Below are 20,889 nucleotides of genomic sequence, written 5' to 3'. Positions count from 1 at the left end.
GGGCCGGGCCGGGGACAGCGGGAACGGTCCCCGGTCCCGGTCAGCCGACCGCGAGCAGGACGATCAGCAGTACGGCCCCGGCGACCGCCGGGGCGATCAGCTCGACCGCCCAGCGCACCTCGGGCTCGCCCTGCGCGCCCTTCCGCCGGGCGTTGCGCTCGGCCAGCTCACGCAGGTCGTCCACGGTCTGGTCGGCCGGGGCCCGCAGCTTCTCGTCGATGTCGACGCCGCTGTGCGCCTTGGTCCGGCCCGACGGGTCGTCGGCCGCCGCCCGCGCCTGCCGCCGGGTGGCCCGCTTGCGCTGCCGCAGCGACACCGGGACCGCCCACAGCTGGTACTTCCCGCCGCCGGCCAGCACCTCGGCGCTGTATCCGGCCCGTACGCCCTCGACGGAGGCCCACGGGAGGTTGATGGTGCGGAACGGGTTGCGGACCCGCAGCCGGTCCTCCCCGGCGAAGACCGCCGGCCGCAGCGTGAACGCGACCACCAGCGGGACCACGCACAGCAGCCCCGCCAGCGCCACCCAGGGCGTCCGCCCGTCACCGTTGATCACCGCGTCGATCCCCAGCCAGCCGCCGAGCGCCAGCAGCAGCACGCCCCCGGCGATGCCGCTCGGGGAACGGAAGACGCGGTCGGCGTACCGCGGCTCGGGGTTCTCCGGCTGCGGGGCGGCGGGGGAGGCGTCGTCGTCCGGGCTCTTCATGGGGCCGATTCTGCCTGACGAGCCATGACCCGGACGTTGCGGTACGGCATCGACTGCCCCGGACGGCCCCGCTCCCCTACCCCCCGCCCCGCCGCCTCCGGCCGCTGCCCTTCCGCCCCCGCCCCCGTCCCTCCCCGGGATCGCCGACCAGCCCGAAATCACGCTTCCACTTCGGCGGTGGCGCCTTCACCCCGTCGAGAACCGGCTTCTCCGGCAGCCCGCCGTCGTTCTCGCACTCCAACTCCCGAGCCACCGAGAGCCCCGCGGAATGCGCGACCTTCATGAGGGCGTCCCGCGAGGGCTTCTTCCCGTCTCGACCGAAGACGTGGAGACGGATCTTGATACGCGCCGGGTCTTCCTCCGACCCCTTCACCTCGGGGCTGACGCACGTGTAATAGAGCAGCGCACTGGTGAAGTCGGCAGTGGCATATTTGCCCATGTCGTACACGAGCCCTTCGGGCAGCACTTCATTGCCATCCAGCTCCACCGGGTGATAGTAGTCCGTCAACAGTTTCATACTGCGCGGCCCAGCCGCCGGAATCTCACAGACGCTGCGGGCACCTATCAACCCCCGAGAATGCTGGCTCCTTTGCTTTCGGGTCTCTTCAACCACCTCGACCGAGGTTTCGAGGTAGTCATGACCCTTATTCGAAAACTTCTTGTAACCGGAGATCTCCTCCACCGCTCGCGGGCTGTGACGAAGAGCGCCACCGCACAGCTCGCCGGCCGAAACGACCTCCTTCACGGGGTCTTCCTTTTCACCGCACCCCGCAACGCCCGCGACCGCCATAACCGCGGCGAGACCAAGCACCGGACCCTTCACCCCAAGGCCTGACACCGTACACCTCATTTCAGTCCACCTGCGGAGCTTCCCCCTGCTGGCCTACGAGCTCATTCCCACGCGTGTAACCGACATACTGCGCCATATGAATTTCCTCCTCGAATGTTCCATCGATGCCGTTACTTTCGATGAAGTTTTGCACAGGCAACGTGATCCGCCGCTCGCCTCCCCGGTACACCTGTTCGCTCTTCTGGTCGCTCTCCTCCTCGATCTTCTTTTTCTCGGCCTCGATGTCTTTCTCGCTGGCCTCACCCAAGGACATCCCCAGGTACTCGGAGATCAGGCCTGATCCGTATTCCACCGCAATGGGCACCATCATGACCGCACCACCCGCCACAGGGTTTCCGGTCATCACCAATCCACCTGCCGCACCCGTGATCACGGCCGATGTGTTGAACTTCCGCCAGGCGGCTTCATCTCCTTCCGCCTTCGCATAATCCTCATACTTCTTCGCTCCTTCCGCCTCGATCTGCGATGCACGCGACTGATCCAGAACACCTTGGACCTCGGCCCCGACCCGCACGACATTGAGAGCATTGCCTTTGTTCTGATCACTGTTCACGTCGAAGGGCCCATCCAGGTGACTCATCACATGGAGCTGCTCCGCAGAACTGATCGCGGCATAGGCATTCGGATGCTGTCCGACCGCGCTGAGGAAATCTCGGGCGGCATCGACATCGGAACCCAGGTGCAGCCGCGGGTCACCTTGGGGAAAAAAGGCACTTCCCGGACTCCGCTTGTCCATCGCCCAATTGATGTCGTCGATGTAGGCGGCGCCCATCCGGCCGAGACTGTCGGACAGCGCCTTGTGCTGCTTCAGTAGCTCAGAATCACCGTAGACGTCTAGAACTTTGTCCATGATTTCCACGGTCTTTTCGTCGCGAACCGCAGGCCCGGAACCGTCCCAGGGTTTACCCAGGGTCGCGGACTCCAGCGCATGCCCGAGCGCCTCCGGCATGTACTGATCGGACTTTTTCACCAGATCCGTGTTCGTCCGGTCCGTGTCGGGGAAGGATTCATAGCCTTCCCCGGTGAAGTACTGCAGGTAGGAATTCTCACCGGTGAAGTTGACATCAAGATCGGATCCCTTACTCGGATCCTTGACCTCGGAACCATCCCGGTTGTACAGAGTCGGTTCACCGTGGAAGAATTCCTTCGACGCTTCCGGACTGTGTCCGAGCGCCTCCAGAACCGCGGTCACAGGATCGTAACCGGCCCCGTTCTTCCCGCTCGGATTGAAGGCGTCCTTGTACGTCTCTCCTTGGCTGCTGGGGTCGAAGGCGGAGGGATCATGCGCACGCAACTGTGTGACGTGCTCCGCGATAGGCGTCAGGAACTCCTTGCTGTAGTTTCCGTAGCGAAGAATTCCCCCGAAGATCTGATACCCGTAGGGCGGAGTGGTGCCGTCGTTCGCCACCGCGATGCGCTCACCGCCCAACTTCCGCAGGGCCGGGCCCCACTCCTCACTGAAACGTGAGTCCCTGGAGGCGGTGGCCAGGTTGAGCCCCAGTCCGCGCTGCAGGCTCTGCACTCCCTTGAGGAACTTCTTGTCGTACTGGCCGTGGCGGCTCGATTCCGCCGCGAGCTGGCCGTAGAAGGTGAGAACTTTCTCCGGCCCGAGACGGTCGTAGAAGGCGAGGGAGAACGTGGGGCGGTGGTTGTTGTCCAGGAGCAGTTCGTTCAGCTGGGTGAGGTCCGTGTTGCTGATGTCCGCGCCCCTGGCCAGGAGCCGGCTGGCGCGGGCCGCCTCCTCCTGGTCGAGCGAGGAGTAGGCGGGCGCGGTGAAGTCGTGCGCGTCCTTGGCATTGGCCTCCAGGGCCAGCTTGAAGGACTCGTCCGCGTCTCCGCAGTCATCCACGATCTTGTCGATCCACCGCTGGAACTCGGCCGCGTTGTCCTGCCGGGTCTTCTGCACCTTGGCGTAGTCCGGGTCGTGTTTGGCGGTGTCGTCGTCCGTCAGCAGGGGCAAGGCGGAGACCTTGCCGGTCTCGTCGATCCGGACCTGCGCCTCCGGCGCCTCGACGTCCCGCAGGCGCACCAGGTTGTCCTTGGCCAGCTTGAAGGTCGCATGGGCGTCGGAGAGCAGTTCGTGCATGCCCTTCGCCGTCTTGGCCGCGTCGGCGAACTCCCTCGCCGTCTGCCCGATGAACTCCCGGGTGACCGTGGAGTTGACGCCCTTCCAGACGGCCCGTTCGGCCTTGGCCTGCATGCCGTCGCGGGCCTCGGTCGCCAGCGTCTCCAGGCTTCGGGCCAGCGTCGCCCACGCGTCGGCGGCCGTCTTCAGCTTGCCCAGCGGGGCGCCCATCACGTCCTGGTACTTCATCGCGGCTCCCCCCTATTTCCAGTACTCGCGGATCTTCGACACGGCGGCGAGATTCCCCTGGATGTCCGCCTCGTCCTTGGCGTGCGCCGCCTTGGTGTAGTCGAGGTGGTTGGAGATCCGCGCGCAGGCGTCGAGCAGGGTCTTCAGCTGCGTGGACCACCGGTCGTTGGCCTTCGTCAGGGCCGCGCCGCTGACGAAGTTCTTGCCGGTCAGCGCGGTCGCCGCCTGCGCGGTCGGCTCGTCGGCGCCGTCTCCGTCCTTGTTCAGGGCTGTGTGCAGGGCGTGCGCGGCGCTGCCGATGGCGCCCAGGTCGTCGCGCCGCACCGTCAGTCCGTCCGCCCCCTTCCCGCCTCCGCTGTTCAGCCGCATCCCGGCCTCGGCCGACGCCTTGCCCCGCAGCGCCCGCCACTCCTCGTCGAACGACGACACCTGCTCTCCCCCTCGGCGCATGTCACCTTCGGTGTTCGCCTGGACACGTTACGGGCCCGGGAGGTGGTCCGTCAGGCGTCCCGGCGAACGGACGGCATGGCCTGACCACACCGGCGTCGCCGGCCGGGCGCGAGCCGCCCGGCCCGCCCCCCTCTCCTCCCGTCCCCGAAGGGGGTGACAGGCCGCTACGCGCGTAGATATGCTCAGCTGGTGACCATGCCCACCACAGTTCCCGCATACGGCAGCGAGGCCGCGGAGCGACTGGCGTCCATGGCGGACGTGACCGCCTCCGACGCCGCGCTGCGCCGCTTCCTGCACGGCCTGCCGGGCGTCGACGCGGTCGGCCTGCAGGCCAGGGCCGCCACGCTCGGCACCCGCTCGATCAAGACCACGGCGAAGGCGCACGCCATCGACCTCGCCATCTCCATGATCGACCTGACGACCCTGGAGGGCGCCGACACCCCGGGCAAGGTCCGGGCGCTGTGCGCCAAGGGCGTCCACCCCGATCCGACCGACCGCACCGTCCCCCAGGTGGCCGCGATCTGCGTCTACCCCGACATGGTGGCCACCGCGCGGGCCGCGCTGGCCGGGAGCGGCATCCAGGTGGCGTCCGTGGCGACCGCCTTCCCCGCGGGCCGGGCGGCGCTGCCGGTGAAGCTCGCGGACTCCAGGGACGCGGTGGCCGCCGGGGCGGACGAGGTGGACATGGTCATCGACCGGGGAGCCTTCCTCTCCGGCCGCTACCTGTCGGTGTTCGAGGAGATCAGGGCGGTCAAGGAGGCGTGCGTGCGCACCCCCGGCGACGGCTCCGGCCGGGACGCCGCGCACCTGAAGGTCATCCTGGAGACCGGCGAGCTCCAGACGTACGACAACATCCGCCGCGCCTCCTGGCTGGCGATGCTCGCGGGGGCCGACTTCATCAAGACCTCCACCGGCAAGGTCGCGGTGAACGCCACCCTGCCGGTCACCCAGCTGATGCTGGAGGCGGTGCGGGACTTCCGCGCCACCACCGGGGTCCAGGTGGGTGTGAAGCCCGCCGGCGGCATCCGGACCACCAAGGACGCGGTCAAGTACCTGGTCGTGGTGAACGAGACCGCGGGCCCCGACTGGCTGACCCCCCGCTGGTTCCGCTTCGGCGCCTCCAGCCTCCTCAACGACCTGCTGATGCAGCGCCAGAAGCTGACCACCGGTCGCTACTCCGGCCCCGACTACGTGACGGTGGACTGATCCGACCATGAACGCATTCGAGTACGCCCCGGCCCCCGAGTCCCGGTCGGTCGTGGACATCGCCCCGGCCTACGGGCTCTTCATCGACGGCGAGTTCGCCGACGCGGCCGACGGCGCCTCCTTCACGACGCTCTCCCCGGCCTCCGAGGAGGTCCTCTCCCAGGTCGCGCAGGCCGGGCCGCAGGACGTGGACCGCGCGGTGCGGGCCGCCCGCCGGGCCTTCGCCACCTGGTCGGCGCTGCCCGGCGCGGAGCGGGCCAAGTACCTGTTCCGGATCGCCCGGATCATCCAGGAGCGGTCCCGGGAACTGGCGGTGCTGGAGTCGCTGGACAACGGCAAGCCGATCCGCGAGTCGCGGGACTTCGACCTGCCGACCGTCGCCGCGCACTTCTTCTACCACGCCGGCTGGGCGGACAAGCTGGAGTACGCCGGCCTCGGCCCCGCCCCCCGGCCGCTCGGGGTGGCCGCCCAGGTCATCCCGTGGAACTTCCCGCTGCTGATGCTGGCGTGGAAGGTCGCCCCGGCGCTGGCCTGCGGCAACACCGTGGTCCTCAAGCCGGCCGAGACCACCCCGCTGTCCGCGCTGTTCTTCGCCGACGTGTGCCGGCAGGCGGGCCTGCCGCGCGGTGTGGTCAACGTCGTCACCGGTGACGGCGGCACCGGCGCCGAGCTGGTCGCCCACCCGGGCGTGGACAAGGTCGCCTTCACCGGCTCCACCGAGGTCGGCAAGGCCATCGCCCGGACCGTGGCGGGCACCGACAAGCGGCTCACCCTGGAACTGGGCGGCAAGGCCGCGAACATCGTCTTCGACGACGCTCCGGTGGACCAGGCGGTCGAGGGCATCGTCTCGGGCATCTTCTTCAACCAGGGCCACGTGTGCTGCGCGGGCTCCCGGCTGCTGGTCCAGGAGTCGGTCGCCGAGGAGGTGCTGGACGCGCTCAAGCGGCGGATGGCCACGCTCCGGGTCGGCGACCCGCTGGACAAGAACACCGACATCGGCGCGGTCAACTCCGCCGAGCAGCTGGCCCGGATCACGGCGCTGGCCGACGCCGGGGAGGCCGAGGGCGCGGAGCGCTGGTCGCCGGCGTGCGAACTGCCCTCCAGCGGCTACTGGTTCGCCCCCACGCTGTTCACCGGCGTGACCCAGGCGCACCGCATCGCCCGTGAGGAGATCTTCGGGCCGGTGCTGTCGGTGCTGACCTTCCGTACCCCGGCCGAGGCCGTGGAGAAGGCCAACAACACCCCCTACGGCCTGTCGGCGGGGGTCTGGACGGAGAAGGGCTCGCGCATCCTGTGGATGGCGGACCGGCTCCGGGCCGGCGTGGTGTGGGCCAACACGTTCAACAAGTTCGACCCGGCGTCGCCGTTCGGCGGCTACAAGGAGTCGGGTTTCGGCCGCGAGGGCGGCCGGCACGGTCTGGCGGCGTACCTCGACGCGGCTGCCGGACCGTCGGACCAGCGCAGCGATCGAGAGGGCGAGCGCGACCGATGAACCAGTCCGACGAGCGACTCCGTGTCCTCAAGACCTACAAGCTGTTCGTCGGGGGGAAGTTCCCCCGGTCCGAGAGCGGGCGGGTGTACCAGGTGACCGACTCCAAGGGGACGTGGCTGGCGAACGCCCCGCTGGCCTCGCGCAAGGACGCCCGGGACGCGGTGGTCGCGGCGCGCAAGGCGTTCGCCGGCTGGTCGGGCGCCACCGCGTACAACCGGGGCCAGGTGCTGTACCGGGTGGCCGAGATGCTGGAGGGCCGCCGGGACCAGTTCACCGCCGAGGTCGCCGCCGCCGAGGGGCTGCCGCAGGCGGCGGCCGCCGCGCAGGTGGACGCCGCGGTGGACCGCTGGGTCTGGTACGCCGGGTGGTCCGACAAGATCGCGCAGATCGCCGGGTCGGCGAACCCGGTCGCCGGTCCGTACTTCAACCTCTCCACGCCCGAACCCACCGGCGTGGTGGCGGTGCTGGCCCCGCAGGAGTCGTCCTTCCTCGGGCTGGTCTCGGTGCTCGCGCCGGTGATCGTCACCGGTAACACCGCGGTGGTGGTGGCGAGCGAGCGGGCGCCGCTGCCGGCCCTGTCGCTCGCCGAGGTGCTGGCCACCTCGGACGTGCCGGGGGGTGTGGTCAACGTGCTCTCCGGGCGGACGAACGAGCTGTCCGGACCGCTCGCCGCGCACCAGGACGTCAACGCGATCGACCTGGCCGGCGCCTTCGGGGAGCTGCACGGCGAGCTGGCGGTGGCGCTGGAGACGGCCGCCGCGGACAACCTCAAGCGGGTGCTCCGGCCCCGGCCCACGGACTGGGCGGCGGCGCCGGGCACCGACCGGATGCTGGCGTTCCTGGAGACCAAGACGGTCTGGCACCCGATCGGGATCTGAACCCGCCACGCCTCCGCCGCCGCCACCGTCCGCGGGCGGCGGCCCCGCATCGCGGCAGTCCGGCATCGGCGGCCCGGCACCGGCGCCGGTCCGGCGTCCGCCATGGCCGCCGCCCGTGCCGTCCGGCGTGCGGCCCGGACCGGCCGGCGGCCCGGTGCCGGTGCCGGCCGGCCACGACGGCGGCACCGGCACCCACGCGCACCGTCGGTGCCGCCCCGCACCACCGGGTACGGCCGGCCCGGCCGGTTCGCCCGGGTCAGGGGGACGGGGACCGGCCGGGCCGACCGGGTCACGGTCGGCCGGTACGTCCTTTGAGGCCGCCGCGACGGCGGCGACCGGTGCGTACGTCCGGGAGGCCGCCGCGACGGCCGGCGGCGACCGGGTACGGCCGGGTCAGCCGGGCAGCACCTGGGTGGCCTGGCCGACCACCGGCAGCTCCCGGACCGCATCGCCCTGGGTGAGCGGGGTGGTGACCAGCCGGGTCCCGACCGGGCGGAAGTCGGCGACCTGGGTCTCGACGGTGTTGTTCGTGGGGTCGACCGGCGTCTGCGCCAGCGGGTTGGGCCGCAGGTCCTTCACCGGCGCGACGGCGTACATCAGGGCGGCCGGCGGGGAGATGTCACCGCCCTTGACCATCGTGGTGTTGAGCGCCTTGACCGGGGTCCGGATACGCATCGTGTCACCGTCCGCCGCGGTGGCCGCGGCCGCGCTGCCGGCGACCATCGCCGCTCCGGCCGCGGAGACGAGTCCGGCCCGGAGCAGGGTGCGGGAGCGGGCGGGCCGCCGGGTACGTACGTGACGCGCTGAAGAAGCCATGAGGCACCTGCCAGTGGGGATCGTTGGTACGGAAACGGTCGGATGCGCAGCGTAGTTGAGCCGTCCCGGGGAGTCACCCCAGGGGCCCGGAGGGTCCCCCGGGTGGCCCAATGCCCCACACTGGTGTTCCGTGACTTCAGATCCCGTATCCGCGCGCGTCATCCTGCTGTCCGGCCCGTCCGGTTCCGGGAAGTCGTCGCTGGCCGCCCGTACCGGGCTGCCGGTACTGCGCCTGGACGACTTCTACCGGGACGGCGACGACCCCGCGCTGCCCCAACTGCCCGGCGGCGGCACGGACTGGGACTCGCCGCGGTCCTGGGACGACGAGGGCGCGGTGGCCGCGATCGCGTCACTGTGCCGCACCGCGCGGGCCGCGGTGCCCGTCTACTCCATCGCCGCCAACGGCCGGGTGGGCGAGACGGTCCTGGACCTCGGCGGTGCGCCGCTGTTCATCGCGGAGGGCATCTTCGCCGCGGACATCATCGACCGGTGCCGGGAACTGGACCTGCTCGCCGACGCGCTGTGCCTGCGCGGCCGGCCCCTCACCACCTTCCGGCGCCGGCTGGTGCGGGATCTGCGCGAGGGCCGGAAGTCGGCGCCGTACCTGGTGCGCCGGGGCTGGCGGCTGATGCGCGCGGAGCGCGGCCTGGTGGCCCGGCACGCGGCGCTGGGCGCGTACCCGTGCGGCGGCGACGAGGCGCTGGGCCGGATCGCCACCGCGGCGGCGGGCCGCCGCCGGGAAGAGGTTCCCGCCTGACGCGTGCCGCCTGCGGCCCCGCGCCGGGCGGGCCGCGGCCGGACCCGCGGGCCGCACCACCGCCCCCACGGGACGACCGCACCCCGGCTCCACGCCGCACCACGCCCCCCACGCCCCGGCCCCACCCGCGTACCCTGGTGCCGCACCCGGCCCCCGCGCCCGCGCCGGCAACCCGGACCCGCCGGAACGACGAACGCGGCACCGGTCGCGTCAGGACGACCGGTGCCGCGCACCGCGTGCGGGGCGGAGCGGCCCCGGACCAGCCCCCCGGCGGTCCGGTCCCTGCTCGCCCCGCACGCTTCCGTCACTCCCCGAATGACGGGCCCCCGTGGTGTTCCCCCGTTGCTCCCCCCGTGTCCCCCCTGTTCCCCCCGACGGTTCCCCGGGCGCCCCCCGCTCCCCCGAGCGGGTACACCCGGCTCACCTCGGTATCTCCCCCTGTTCCCCCCGTCCGGGTTCTCCCCCGATCCCCCGGTTCTTCCCCCGTGCCGCCCGGTTCCCCCCGTGGTTCCCCCGTTCCTCCGGCGTTCAGGCGACGAGTTCGCCGAAGGACTCCTCCTGGTCCCGGCCGAAGCTCAGGACGTCGTCCTCGCGCAGCCGGCGCAGCGAGCGCCAGATGCTGCTCTTGACGGTGCCGACACTGATGTTGAGGATGTCGGCGATCTCCGGGTCGGTGCGCCCCTCGTAGTAGCGGAGCACCAGCATGGTGCGCTGTGCCTCGGGCAGCCGGGCCAGCGCCTGCCACAGCACCGCGCGCAGCTCGGTGCCGCGCATCGCGTCGTGGTCGCCTGCCGTCTCCGGCAGTTCCTCGGTCGGGTACTCGTTGAGCTTCCGCCGCCGCCACGCGCTGATGTGCAGGTTGGTCATGGTGCGGCGCAGGTAGCCGCCGACCGCCGCCTTGTCGCTGATCCGGTCCCACGCCCGGTAGGTCGAGAACAGCGCGCTCTGCAGCAGGTCCTCGGCCTCGTGGCGGTCGCCGGTCAGGTGGTAGGCGGTGGCGTACAGGGAGGCGCGGCGTTCCTGGACGTACGCGGTGAAGGCCGCCTCGGCGTCCTTCGTCCGCGGCCCCGTCCGCCGCTCCCCCGATGCCTCCCCGTACGGGCCTGCCCCCTGTTCCCCCGGGGTTGTCGCGTCAATGGCCACCATGTATGGAGGCCGTTGACGCCCGGCGCCGCGAGCGCACCCCCGCCCGCTCACGGCACCGGACTTCTCCGTGCTCCGGCCGGCGTCGTGCAGGCGCGTGCGAATGACTGCGCTGTTCGTGGAGCTGTGCAGTGTGTTCATCTCGCGCCCCCGTCGGTGGAGCCTGCTTCGGTTTCCGTTTCGCTTCCCGGGCCGACCGTCGTCCTCCCGGTGCTCAAAAGATTGCCGGGCCAGTTTCATGGCGGTGTCCGCCGACTGTCACAGGGCTGTCACAGGGGGAGGTCCGGTGAGGGAAGGCTCACCGGTCGAACTGGAGCCCATTGGTAGGCCAGAATGACCAGCGTGCCTTTCCTGTTGCTGATCGAGGACGACGACGCCATCCGCACGGCGCTCGAACTCTCCCTGACCCGCCAGGGCCACCGTGTGGCCACCGCGGCGACGGGGGAGGACGGTCTGCAGCTGCTGCGCGAGCAGCGGCCGGACCTGATCGTGCTGGATGTGATGCTGCCCGGCATCGACGGCTTCGAGGTGTGCCGCCGTATCCGGCGCACCGACCAGCTGCCGATCATCCTGCTGACCGCGCGCAGCGACGACATCGACGTCGTGGTGGGGCTGGAGTCGGGTGCCGACGACTACGTGGTGAAACCGGTGCAGGGACGGGTGCTGGACGCCCGTATCCGGGCGGTGCTGCGGCGCGGCGAACGGGAGGCCAACGACTCCGCGACGTTCGGCAACCTGGTGATCGACCGCTCCGCCATGACCGTCACCAAGAACGGGGAGGACCTGCAGCTCACGCCGACCGAGCTGCGGCTGCTCCTGGAGCTGAGCCGGCGGCCGGGGCAGGCGCTGTCCCGGCAGCAGCTGCTGCGCCTGGTGTGGGAGCACGACTACCTCGGCGACTCGCGGCTGGTCGACGCCTGTGTGCAGCGGCTGCGCGCCAAGGTGGAGGACGTGCCGTCGTCCCCGACCCTGATCCGTACCGTCCGCGGGGTCGGTTACCGGCTGGACGCGCCGCAGTGACCGGCCCCCGCCGTTCCCCCGGGCCCGGTCACTGCGGCGCGCACGGCGGCGGCCGGGGCACGGAACGTGGAGGTCGGGAGCGCCGCGGAGACGCGGGTACGAGATGTGAGGACGCCGCGCGGTGAGTGAAGAGCCCGATCGGCCTCGGGGCTGGGCGGCGGGTATGTTGCGGTGGCTGAGCCTGCGGCTGCGCCTGATGCTGGTCTTCGCGCTGGTGGCGCTGGCCGCCGCGGTGTCGGCGTCGGGCATCGCGTACTGGCTGAACCGGGACGCGGTGCTGACCCGGACCCAGGACGCGGCGCTGGAGGAGTTCAGCAAGTCGCTCAAGGACAACGCCGCCTCGCTGCCGCCGGCGCCCACCTGTCCGGCGCTGCTCGACGCGGCGACCGACATGGCGGACAACGCGCAGGACTACGAGGTGCTGCTGATAGCCCGGCCGGAGGGCGGCGGGGAGTGCCCGGCCGCCTCCGACCCGGAGAGTTTCACGCTGGACATGGTGCCCGAGACGCTGCGCCGGGCGGTGAACCGGAAGCGTCCGGTGACCGAGGCCAACAGCGCCCCGTACCACCTGTACTGGCAGCGGATCACCAAGGACGACGAGCCGTTCCTGGTCGGCGGTGCCAAGGTGATCGGCGGCGGGCCGACCGCGTACATGCTGAAGTCGCTGGACAGCGAGCGGCAGGACCTCAACTCGCTGGCCTGGTCGCTGGGGATCGCGACCGCGCTGGCGCTGATCGGCTCCGCGCTGCTGGCGCAGGCCGCCGCCTCCACCGTGCTGCGGCCGGTGCAGCGGCTCGGCGAGGCGGCACAGCGGTGGGGCGAGGGGAAGCTGGACACCCGCCTCCAGGTGTCCGGCACCGATGAACTGGCCAATCTCTCCCGTACCTTCAACCGGACCGCGGAGCGGCTGGAGAAGCGGGTCGCGGAGCTGAGCGCGCGGGAGGCGGCGAGCCGGCGGTTCGTGGCCGACATGTCGCACGAGCTGCGGACCCCGCTGACCGCGATCACCGCGGTGACGGAGGTGCTGGAGGAGGAGGCGGACGCGCTCGACCCGATGATCGCCCCCGCGGTGCAGCTGGTGGTCAGCGAGACCCGGCGCCTGAACGACCTGGTGGAGAACCTGATGGAGGTGACCCGCTTCGACGCGGGTACCGCCCGGCTGGTGCTGGACGACGTGGACGTGGCGGACCAGGTGACGGCGTGCATCGACGCGCGGGCGTGGCTGGACGCGGTGGAGCTGGACGCCGAGCGCGGGATCATGGCCCTGCTGGACCCGCGGCGGCTGGACGTCATCCTCGCCAACCTCATCGGCAACGCGCTCAAGCACGGCGGTTCGCCGGTGCGGGTCTCGGTGCACGCCGACGACGAGGAGCTGGTGATCAAGGTCCGGGACCACGGCCCGGGCATCCCGGAGGACGTGCTGCCGCACGTCTTCGACCGCTTCTACAAGGCCAGCGCGTCCCGGCCGCGCTCCGACGGCAGCGGGCTGGGGCTGTCGATCGCCCTGGAGAACGCGCACATCCACGGCGGCGAGATCACCGCGGAGAACTCCCCGGACGGCGGCGCGGTGTTCACGCTGCGGCTGCCGCGGGACTCCTCGGAGCTGGCGCCGGCCGAGCGGGACGCCACGGGCGGCGGTGCCGCCGGTACCGGCGGCGGTGTCGGCGGCGGTGCGCGGAAGGGTGACGGGGCCGGCGGCGCCGGGGACGGCGACCGGACCGGGAACGGCAAGGAGAAACCGCGATGAGCAGGACGTCCCCGGAGCGCCGGACCACGGTGCGGGACGGCGCGGCCGGGCGGGACGGCGCGGCCTCGCGGCACGGCGCGGACCCCCGCGGGGGCACCGCGGCGCGGGCGGGCGCCGGACGGCGGGGGCGGCGGGACGGCGCCGGGGGGCGCGGCGGCGCGCGGCGGCGCGTACCGCGGTCCGCGCGGCGGCGCTGGGCGCGGCGGCGCTGCTGCTCGCCGGATGCGGCATCCGCGGCACGTCGGTGCCGGTGGACGCCGGCCCGGCGCCGTCCCGGGCGTCCTGCGACCCCCCGCAGGACCGGCGCACCGCGCAGCTGACCGGCCATGTGCCGCTGAAGGTGTACCTGGTGTGCGCCTCGCAGCTGCGGGCGGTGCACCGCAGCGCCCAGCTGGGGAACGAGCAGAGCGCCGGGGACCGTCTGCAGTACGCCCGGGAGCTGCTGGAGCAGTTGCGCGAGGAGCCGTCCCGGGCCGAGAAGGAGGCCGGGTTCAGCTCCGACGTGGTGGACCGGATCGAGATCTTCGGCCCCGCCGAGGGCGATCCGGAGAGCACGCTCCGGCTCAACCTCCAGCCGCAGCAGCTCGCCTCGTACGCGCTCGCCCAGCTGGTGTGCACCTACGCGGCCTCGCCCGCCACCGCCGACCGGGACGGCTCGGTGGTCCTCGGCGGGCCGGAGACGAGCGTCCCCCCGCAGCGCTTCACCTGCTCCCGGGACATCCGGGAGCGGCCGGGCTCGGCCCCGGGCACGGGGGTGCCGGTGGAGTAGGCCGGGCCCGGCCGCTCGGGGGCCGTACCGCTCGGTCCCGGGGCCGTTCCGGCTCAGGGCCGTTCGCGCCCGGGTCCGCTCCGGCTCGGGGTGCGTTCGGGCTCGGGTGCGTACCGCTGGGCTCCGGGTGCGCTCCGGCTCGGGGCCGTTCGGTGTCGGGTCCGAGCCGGCTCGGGGTGCGTTCGGGCTCGGGCGGTACGTCCGTCGTGGGCCGCGCGCGTCGCCGTACGCCCCCGGGCCGGCCGGCGGACCCGGCCGCCTCCGGGCGCCCGTACGGCTCGGTCCGTACGCCCCGGCCGCCCGTACGGCTCCGTCCGTGTGTCCACGGGCGTGGCCCGTCCCGCTCCTGCCTCGGCCGTCCGCCGTACGCTCCCGCCGCGACCCATGCCGGTGGCATATCCGCAGGTGACACCCGCCCGCCGGAGCACCGGGCCGGGCGGCGGGGGTGTTCGAATGGGGGGCGGGCGGGCGGTACGGCGGTACCCGGCGGCCGGATCAGGCCACGCCCGGCCCGGGTGTCCGGAGGGCGGGCGCCCGGCTCCCCGGCCGTCCGCGCCGGGCCCGCTTCGCACCGACCGGTCGGTAACGCCGACTGACCAGCGGGCGACAACGGAACCGCGGGCCCCGGAAGCCGCGTCCTGTCTGGCGTGCAGGGTCATGGTTCCGGCCGAAGGGCCGCATTCCGCTTCCGCGCAGTGGGCGTCGTGCTCCTCGTCGCCCATCTCGCGTTCGTCTGCTGGCTGACCCTGCGCCCCATCACCGTGCCCTGGGTGACCCCTGCGACGTTCGAACCGCTGGCGTCCATCCGCGCCGACCTGGAGCGCGGCACATGGGAGGGCGTGCGCAGCATCGGCAGCGGTCTGCTGCTGCTCGCCCCGATGGGGATACTGCTGCCGCTGGCCGCCGGGCGGGTGGTGACCAATCCGGTCACCTCGCTGTTCCGGGCGGTCTTCGCCGGCGCGATGACCTCGCTGACGATGGAGGTGTCGCACAGCTGGTCCACCGGCCAGGTGGTGAACATAGACGGGGTGCTGCTGAACACCGCCGGGGTGGCGGTGGCGCACCTGGCGGTGGTCCCCGCCGTACGGGCCCGGCTCCGCCGCCGGTGCGAGACGCCGGGGCCGGCCCCCCTCCTCAGGGAGGAGGGGACGCAGCAGGTGACCCGGACGATCCCCAGGGTCGGGGTCGCACCGTAGGCCGACGCCCGCCGGGGGCCGGAAGCCTAACGTGGAGGTATCGGGTCCTTCCGGGAGAAGCCCGGGCACGGTCCCGCCCGATGCGAGGAGTCACCGCTATGGCCGCCCTGGTCCGCCCCCGTCACGACAGGAAGATCGCCGGAGTCTGCGCCGGGCTGGCGCGGCGCTTCGGGATGCCCGCGAGGACCGTGCGCATCCTCTTCCTCCTCTCCTGCCTGCTGCCGGGCCCGCAGGTCCTGCTCTACCTGGCGCTGTGGATTCTCATGCCGGACGAGCAGAAGGCCCGCGCGGCCTGGTGACGCCGGGGCCGGCCCGTCCCGGGTGACGTGGCCGCCCGGCCGGGCCCCGGTGACGCCGGGCGCCGGTGATGGCGGACGCCGGTGGCGCCGGGCCGGGCGGTACCCCGGCCCGCCCGGGCCGGCGGCCGGTGTCCGCCACCGGCCGCGCACCGGCCCGGGCCGGCCAGGGCCCGGGCCGGCGGGACGGCCCCGGGTCAGCGGGTCGTCGTGGTGGGCTCCGGTCCGGTCGGTCCCGGGGTGGAGGCGCCGCGGCCCGGGGTCCGCTCCGGCGGGGCCGGGGTCCCGGACCCCTTGTCCGGCCGGGTCGCGGTGGCCGAGGGGCGTGCCTGCTTCCCGCCGGCCTCCCGCTCCGCCGCGTCCCGCGCGGGGGACGGCCGCGCGGAGGCGGACCGCTCCGGGCCCCCGGACCGCTCCGATGTCCCTGACCGCTCCGGGTCCGTGGCCGGCCGCGTCGACGTTGACCCGGTGGCCGCCGGCGTGCCGCCGGACGTCCGCTCCGGCCGTGCCGGGGCCGCCGTCCGCCGGGCCCGCTCCACCTTCGCCACCTGCTTGTCGATCAGTTCCTGCGGGATGCGGTGGCCCGCGGTGTAGTCCTTGAGGTTCACGCCCGCGAAGAGGGCGATGATCCGGCCGGAGCGGACCGCGGTGAAGTTGAGCAGCACCTTCTGGCCCTGGGAGACGGCCGTCATCGCGTAGGCGAGGGACCGGTCGCCGCGCGGCGGGGTGGTGCCGGGGCGCACCTTCTCGTAGCGGACCTCGGTCTTCCGCACCGTGACCTCGAAGCCGTCGCGGCACTCCCGCACCGCCCGGGCGAGGGCGGCGAGGGCGTGCCGTGCCCGGTCGCCGGGGTACGACGCGAGGGTGACCGTGACGCCCCTGCCCTGCTCCCCGGCCCGGCTGATGCCGCGGGCGACCACGTCCCGGGCGTACGGACCGAGCCGTTCCCCGGTGGCGTGGGCCAGCGGGGCGCACCGCGGGTCGGAGGAGCGGGGCAGTTCCCCGGACGGGTCGGGGGTGCGGTGCTCGGTGACCGTGTAGCCGGCGACGTCGGGCTGGTCCAGCAGGAGCCGCTGCAGCGGGGATTGGTGACCGCCGCCGTGGTGCCCGGCCGTCCCGGAAGCCGAGGACCGGGGTTCCGCGTCGCCGTCCGAGCCACCGCAGCCGGTGGCCAGGGCCAGGGCCGACATCACCAGGACGGTCGCCGCGGCCCGGTGGCGGGCGGCCCGCGGGCCGGCGGAGGCGGGCCGGCCGCGCCGCCGTCCGGCGCCGGGCCCGGGGCCGCGCCTCACCGGGGGTTGGCGGAGCCGGGGGCGGGCAGGATGTGCGGCACGCCCGCGGCGGGGGCGCTGCCCGGGGTCCGCCCGTCGGTGCGGCCCGCGGCGGGGATGCCGCCCTGGGTCCGGCCGTCGGTCCGACCGTCCGTCCGGCTGACGTAGTTGCCGCCCTGGGACGTGCCGGCGATCCCGGCCCACGCGGGGTCGGTGTCGAGCGCCCACGCGTCGACCGCGTCCTGCATCAACTGGATGACGGTCGGGGTGTCCAGGGGTTCGCCGTCGACGGAGGCGGCCGTGGCCGGGCCCGCTCCGGCGCCGAACAGCGCGGCGCCGAGGGCGACGGTGCCCAGCGCCCTGATCATTCCTGGCTTCATATGAATTCTGCCCTTGCCTCGGGGGAGATTCCGGGTGTCACCGGAATATCGAGCGGGCTGCAAAATAACCGCCTTTTCTCCCGTCGGCAAACATGCCGGATCGTTCGGCGAACATGTCGGAAACACGAATGCGGCCGGGAGGCAACTCCCGGCCGCAATTCCCGACTTTCCGCCGTCAGCCCTCGTCGAGCGGAGAGCCGCTGGCCAGCGGCGCGCCGACAGGGGCCGTGCGGAACAGCCACTCCGACTTCAGCTGGGCGTATCCGGGCTTGATCACGTCATTGATCATGGCCAGGCGTTCACCGAAAGGAATGAATGCTGATTTCATCGCATTGACGGTGAACCATTGCATGTCATCCAGCGTGTAGCCGAACGTGGAGACCAGGTGCTGGAATTCCTGGCTCATGCTGGTGCCGCTCATCAGCCGGTTGTCGGTGTTGACGGTGGCCCGGAAGTGCAGCCGCCGCAGCAGGCCGATCGGGTGGTCGGCGTAGGAGCTGGCGGCGCCGGTCTGCAGGTTGGACGTCGGGCACAGCTCCAGCGGGACGCGCTTGTCGCGCACGTAGTTCGCCAGCCGGCCGAGGCGTACGGTGCCGTCCTCGGCGACCTCGATGTCGTCGATGATCCGGACCCCGTGGCCGAGCCGGTCGGCACCGCACCACTGGAGCGCCTGCCAGATGGAGGGCAGCCCGAACGCCTCACCGGCGTGGATGGTGAAGTGGTTGTTCTCCCGCTTCAGGTACTCGAACGCGTCGAGGTGACGGGTGGGCGGGTACCCGGCCTCGGCGCCCGCGATGTCGAAGCCCACCACCCCCAGGTCGCGGTAGCGGTTGGCGAGTTCGGCGATCTCCAGCGCGCGGGCGGCGTGCCGCATCGCGGTGAGCAGGGCGCCGACCCGGATGCGGTGGCCGGCCTCACGGGCCCGGCGCTCCCCCTCGCGGAAGCCCTCGTTGACCGCCTCGACGACCTCCTCCAGGGTCAGGCCGCCCTCCAGGTGCTGCTCGGGGGCGTACCGCACCTCGGCGTAGACGACGCCGTCGGCGGCCAGGTCCTCGGCGCACTCGGCGGCCACCCGGACCAGGGCCTCGCGGGTCTGCATGACGGCGCAGGTGTGCGCGAAGGTCTCCAGGTAGCGCTCCAGCGAACCGGAGTCCGCGGCCTCGCGGAACCAGGTGCCGAGCTTCTCCGGGTCGCTCTCGGGAAGACTGTCGTAACCGACCGCACGCGCGAGCTCGACGACGGTGGCCGGGCGCAGCCCGCCGTCGAGGTGATCGTGGAGCAGCACCTTGGGGGCGCGGCGGATCTGCTCCCGGGTGGGTCGTTCGGTGTTCTCGCTCGTCATCTGCGCACCATAGCGCCTACGCGCGTAGATCACTCACAACGATACGGAACGGTGACCACCGCACGGGGTCGGCCGGGCCCGTGCTTCTGCCATCGTTCTGCCATGGCTCAGCGAACGTTGCGGGAACGGGGCGCCAGGCTGGGGCGTCCGATGGGCGCGACGGGTGCGGAACGGACCGTACACGGCGTGGTGCTGCTGCTCCCGGGAGGGGTCGCCGAGGGCACCGGACGGCCGTCCCGGCTGGCGGCCGCCGCGGTACGTCCGCTGGCCCGGCGGCTGGCCCGGGCGGGGGCCGGGGAGGGACTGGTCGCGCACGTGGTGCACTACCGCCACCGCGGCTGGAACGGTGAGGCGGCCCACCCGGTGGCGGACGCCCACTGGGCGGCGGACGAGGTGGTGCGGCGCTACGGCGACGTACCGGTGTGCCTGGCCGGGCACGGGATGGGGGGCCGCGCCGCGCTGCGCGCCGCCGGACACCCGGCCGTCACCACGGTGATCGCGCTGGCGCCCTGGTTCCCGGAGGCGGAGGCAGCGCTCGACCCGGACCCGGTCAAGCAGCTGATCGGCCGTCAGGTGCTCATCGCGCACGGCACCGACGACGAGCGGTCGCACCCCGACCTCTCCTACCGGCTGGCCGAGCGGGCGAAGAAGATCAACCGGGAGGTGTGCCGCTTCGAGGTGCACTCCGACCGGCACGGGCTGCACGAACACCGCTCGGAGGTGCGGGCGCTGGCGGAGGACTTCCTCCTCGGCTCGCTCTTCGCCCGGGGCTTCTCCCGGCCGGTCACCGACGCGCTGGCCGCCCCGCCGCCGCTGGGCCTGCGGATGCCGCTGGCCACCGGGTTCGGCAGCACCCTGCGTCGCTGAGCGCCCCCGGCGGGCGGTGCCGTCCGGGCACGACCGCCACGGTGCGTCCGGGCGGGGCCACCGGGCGGGGCTTCTCGGCGGGGCCTCCGGTGGGCCGGCGCCGGTGCCGTCCGAGCACGGCTGCGGCGGCGCCTGGGGCCCGCGGCGTGCCCGGGAGCGCCGGTGGGTGTCCGCCTCGGGCGGGGCGGTCCGAGCGGCACGGCCCGGAAGGACGGACGCGCGGGCCCGGTGCCCGGGGCCGGAGGGGATCGAGCGGGCCGCGCTGCAGTGGGCCGCCGCCCGGGGCGGGGCGGGGGTCAGGCCAGCAGCTGACCCCGCCGGCTGAGCAGGAAGCGCTTGAAGGCGGCCACCGGCGGGGTGTCCGGGTGGCCCTCCAGCCAGGCGACGCCGATCTCGCGGACCGCCCGGGGCGCGGTGACGGTCAGTTCGGCGACGCCCGGCCGGGGCACCGGCGGGGGTGGCAGCAACGCCACGCCCAGTCCCGCGGCGACCAGGCCGCGCAGCGTCTCGGGCTCCTCGCCCTCGAAGGCGATCCGCGGGCTGAACCCGGCCTCGGCGCACAGCGCGTCGGTGATCCGCCGCAGCCCGTACCCCGGCTCCAGGGTCACGAACAGCTCCCCGGCCGCCTCCGCCAGCCGCACCCGCTTGCGTCGGGCCAGCCGGTGGTCGCCCGGCACCACCAGCCGCAGCCGCTGCTCGTCGAGCCGGCGCGCGACCAGGTCCGGGGCGTCCGGGACCGGCGAGGTGAGGCAGAGGTCGAGGCCACCGGCGCGCAGCCGTTCGATCATCGCCTCGCCGTAGTTCTGCACCAGTTGGAAGCGGACCCGCGGGTGGTCCACCCGGAAGGCCCGGATCAGTCCGGGCACGGTCTCGGTGCCCAGGGTGTGCAGGAAGCCGAACGCGATCTTGCCGACGGCCGGGTCGGCGTCCGCCCGTACCGACTCGGCGGCCCGTTCGACCTCCGCCAGTGCCCGTTCGGTGGAGGCGAGGAAGGTGCGGCCCGCGGGGGTGAGGGAGACCGCCCGGCCGCGGCGCGCGAAGAGCGCCACCCCCAGGTCCGCCTCCAGCCGGGCCATCGCGCGGCTGAGGGTGGACTGGGGCATGCCCAGCTCCTGCGCGGCCCGGGTGACGTGCTCGTGCCGGGCGACCGCGGCGAACTGCGCCAGCCGGGGCGCGAGCGCCGGGCCCCAGTGGTCGGACCCGGTCCCCTCCGCCGCCCCGTCACTCCCCCGGGCCGCCGTCCCCGATGTGACGCGGGTGTCTTTTTCGTTGCGACCCCGTGACGCCGACCGCTGTGACCTCTGCTCATGCTGCACGGGATCGATTATCGCGTTTCTGTGCATTGGACGCATGAGAGCCGGCGGGCCTACGGTCCTGGTATGCCCTCTGCCG

The 20,889-nt window shown here is 73.0% G+C and carries 20 protein-coding genes; 10 read left to right on the top strand and 10 right to left on the bottom strand.

Annotated elements, in window-relative coordinates:
• Positions 1 to 40: 40 nt before the first annotated feature.
• From IHE55_RS18065 to IHE55_RS18050, 4 genes are all read right to left on the bottom strand, one after another.
• Positions 41 to 703 carry a PH domain-containing protein gene (locus IHE55_RS18065; RefSeq protein WP_197989965.1) on the bottom strand — a complete coding sequence of 221 codons (663 nt, stop codon included), beginning with the start codon at positions 701 to 703 and terminating at the stop codon, positions 41 to 43.
• Between the two features lie 76 nt (positions 704 to 779).
• Positions 780 to 1,448, bottom strand: coding sequence for a hypothetical protein (locus IHE55_RS18060; RefSeq protein ID WP_197989964.1), 669 nt, complete (start codon positions 1,446 to 1,448; stop codon positions 780 to 782).
• A gap of 106 nt (positions 1,449 to 1,554) precedes the next feature.
• Positions 1,555 to 3,867: a hypothetical protein gene (locus IHE55_RS18055; protein WP_197989963.1), complete on the bottom strand. Its 2,313-nt coding sequence runs from the start codon at positions 3,865 to 3,867 to the stop codon at positions 1,555 to 1,557.
• Between the two features lie 12 nt (positions 3,868 to 3,879).
• Positions 3,880 to 4,317, bottom strand: a complete 438-nt coding sequence (locus IHE55_RS18050; RefSeq protein WP_197989962.1) for a hypothetical protein — start codon at positions 4,315 to 4,317, stop codon at positions 3,880 to 3,882.
• A gap of 195 nt (positions 4,318 to 4,512) precedes the next feature.
• Here IHE55_RS18050 and deoC point away from each other — a divergent pair, with 195 nt between their 5' ends.
• The 3 genes from deoC to IHE55_RS18035 are packed head-to-tail and all read left to right on the top strand — an operon-like array spanning position 4,513 to position 7,893.
• Positions 4,513 to 5,523: a deoxyribose-phosphate aldolase gene (deoC, locus tag IHE55_RS18045; RefSeq protein ID WP_197989961.1), complete on the top strand. Its 1,011-nt coding sequence runs from the start codon at positions 4,513 to 4,515 to the stop codon at positions 5,521 to 5,523.
• A 7-nt stretch (positions 5,524 to 5,530) separates the two neighbouring features.
• Positions 5,531 to 7,015, top strand: a complete 1,485-nt coding sequence (locus tag IHE55_RS18040) for an aldehyde dehydrogenase family protein (protein WP_197989960.1) — start codon at positions 5,531 to 5,533, stop codon at positions 7,013 to 7,015.
• The gene (locus tag IHE55_RS18035; RefSeq protein ID WP_197989959.1) at positions 7,012 to 7,893 is read left to right on the top strand and encodes an aldehyde dehydrogenase family protein; all 882 of its coding nucleotides are present in this window, start codon (positions 7,012 to 7,014) and stop codon (positions 7,891 to 7,893) included. The genes IHE55_RS18040 and IHE55_RS18035 overlap by 4 nt, the downstream gene beginning before the upstream one ends.
• A gap of 393 nt (positions 7,894 to 8,286) precedes the next feature.
• Here IHE55_RS18035 and IHE55_RS18030 read toward each other — a convergent pair whose 3' ends face one another.
• Positions 8,287 to 8,709 (bottom strand): hypothetical protein, encoded by a 423-nt coding sequence (locus tag IHE55_RS18030; RefSeq protein ID WP_197989958.1) that lies wholly within the window; start codon positions 8,707 to 8,709, stop codon positions 8,287 to 8,289.
• Positions 8,710 to 8,839: 130 nt separating this feature from the next.
• Between IHE55_RS18030 and IHE55_RS18025 the strand changes: the two genes are divergently transcribed.
• Complete coding sequence (locus IHE55_RS18025; RefSeq protein WP_197989957.1) at positions 8,840 to 9,466, top strand: ATP-binding protein; 627 nt, start codon at positions 8,840 to 8,842, stop codon at positions 9,464 to 9,466.
• Between the two features lie 528 nt (positions 9,467 to 9,994).
• Here IHE55_RS18025 and IHE55_RS18020 read toward each other — a convergent pair.
• Positions 9,995 to 10,750 carry a SigE family RNA polymerase sigma factor gene (locus tag IHE55_RS18020; RefSeq protein WP_197989956.1) on the bottom strand — a complete coding sequence of 252 codons (756 nt, stop codon included), beginning with the start codon at positions 10,748 to 10,750 and terminating at the stop codon, positions 9,995 to 9,997.
• Positions 10,751 to 10,951: 201 nt separating this feature from the next.
• On the opposite strand from IHE55_RS18020, the gene afsQ1 reads away from it, so the two are divergent.
• The 5 genes from afsQ1 to IHE55_RS17995 all read left to right on the top strand — a co-directional run bounded on the left by afsQ1 (position 10,952) and on the right by IHE55_RS17995 (position 15,640).
• Positions 10,952 to 11,629, top strand: coding sequence for a two-component system response regulator AfsQ1 (gene afsQ1 / locus IHE55_RS18015; protein WP_197989955.1), 678 nt, complete (start codon positions 10,952 to 10,954; stop codon positions 11,627 to 11,629).
• Positions 11,630 to 11,792: 163 nt separating this feature from the next.
• Positions 11,793 to 13,376: an ATP-binding protein gene (locus tag IHE55_RS18010; RefSeq protein WP_197989954.1), complete on the top strand. Its 1,584-nt coding sequence runs from the start codon at positions 11,793 to 11,795 to the stop codon at positions 13,374 to 13,376.
• A 250-nt stretch (positions 13,377 to 13,626) separates the two neighbouring features.
• The gene (locus tag IHE55_RS18005; protein ID WP_307826723.1) at positions 13,627 to 14,145 is read left to right on the top strand and encodes a hypothetical protein; all 519 of its coding nucleotides are present in this window, start codon (positions 13,627 to 13,629) and stop codon (positions 14,143 to 14,145) included.
• A 647-nt stretch (positions 14,146 to 14,792) separates the two neighbouring features.
• The gene (locus IHE55_RS18000) at positions 14,793 to 15,341 is read left to right on the top strand and encodes a VanZ family protein (RefSeq protein ID WP_197989953.1); all 549 of its coding nucleotides are present in this window, start codon (positions 14,793 to 14,795) and stop codon (positions 15,339 to 15,341) included.
• A gap of 98 nt (positions 15,342 to 15,439) precedes the next feature.
• Positions 15,440 to 15,640: a PspC domain-containing protein gene (locus tag IHE55_RS17995; RefSeq protein WP_197989952.1), complete on the top strand. Its 201-nt coding sequence runs from the start codon at positions 15,440 to 15,442 to the stop codon at positions 15,638 to 15,640.
• A 194-nt stretch (positions 15,641 to 15,834) separates the two neighbouring features.
• Here IHE55_RS17995 and IHE55_RS17990 read toward each other — a convergent pair whose 3' ends face one another.
• The 3 genes from IHE55_RS17990 to IHE55_RS17980 form a co-directional block, all read right to left on the bottom strand.
• Positions 15,835 to 16,827 carry a hypothetical protein gene (locus tag IHE55_RS17990; protein WP_197989951.1) on the bottom strand — a complete coding sequence of 331 codons (993 nt, stop codon included), beginning with the start codon at positions 16,825 to 16,827 and terminating at the stop codon, positions 15,835 to 15,837.
• Between the two features lie 98 nt (positions 16,828 to 16,925).
• Positions 16,926 to 17,288: a hypothetical protein gene (locus IHE55_RS17985; protein WP_197989950.1), complete on the bottom strand. Its 363-nt coding sequence runs from the start codon at positions 17,286 to 17,288 to the stop codon at positions 16,926 to 16,928.
• Positions 17,289 to 17,463: 175 nt separating this feature from the next.
• Entirely contained in the window at positions 17,464 to 18,630 is a 1,167-nt protein-coding gene (locus IHE55_RS17980; RefSeq protein WP_197989949.1) for an adenosine deaminase, read from the bottom strand.
• Between the two features lie 102 nt (positions 18,631 to 18,732).
• On the opposite strand from IHE55_RS17980, the gene IHE55_RS17975 reads away from it, so the two are divergent.
• The gene (locus IHE55_RS17975) at positions 18,733 to 19,497 is read left to right on the top strand and encodes an alpha/beta fold hydrolase (protein ID WP_197989948.1); all 765 of its coding nucleotides are present in this window, start codon (positions 18,733 to 18,735) and stop codon (positions 19,495 to 19,497) included.
• A gap of 296 nt (positions 19,498 to 19,793) precedes the next feature.
• Here IHE55_RS17975 and IHE55_RS17970 read toward each other — a convergent pair whose 3' ends face one another.
• The gene (locus IHE55_RS17970; protein WP_232265609.1) at positions 19,794 to 20,840 is read right to left on the bottom strand and encodes a LysR family transcriptional regulator; all 1,047 of its coding nucleotides are present in this window, start codon (positions 20,838 to 20,840) and stop codon (positions 19,794 to 19,796) included.
• Between the last annotated feature and the right edge of the window lie 49 nt (positions 20,841 to 20,889).

Source organism: Streptomyces pactum (assembly GCF_016031615.1).
GTDB classification, from domain to species: domain Bacteria; phylum Actinomycetota; class Actinomycetes; order Streptomycetales; family Streptomycetaceae; genus Streptomyces; species Streptomyces pactus.
The sequence above is the reverse complement of the archived record's forward strand: the minus strand, read 5'-3'. Positions and strand labels throughout refer to the sequence as shown.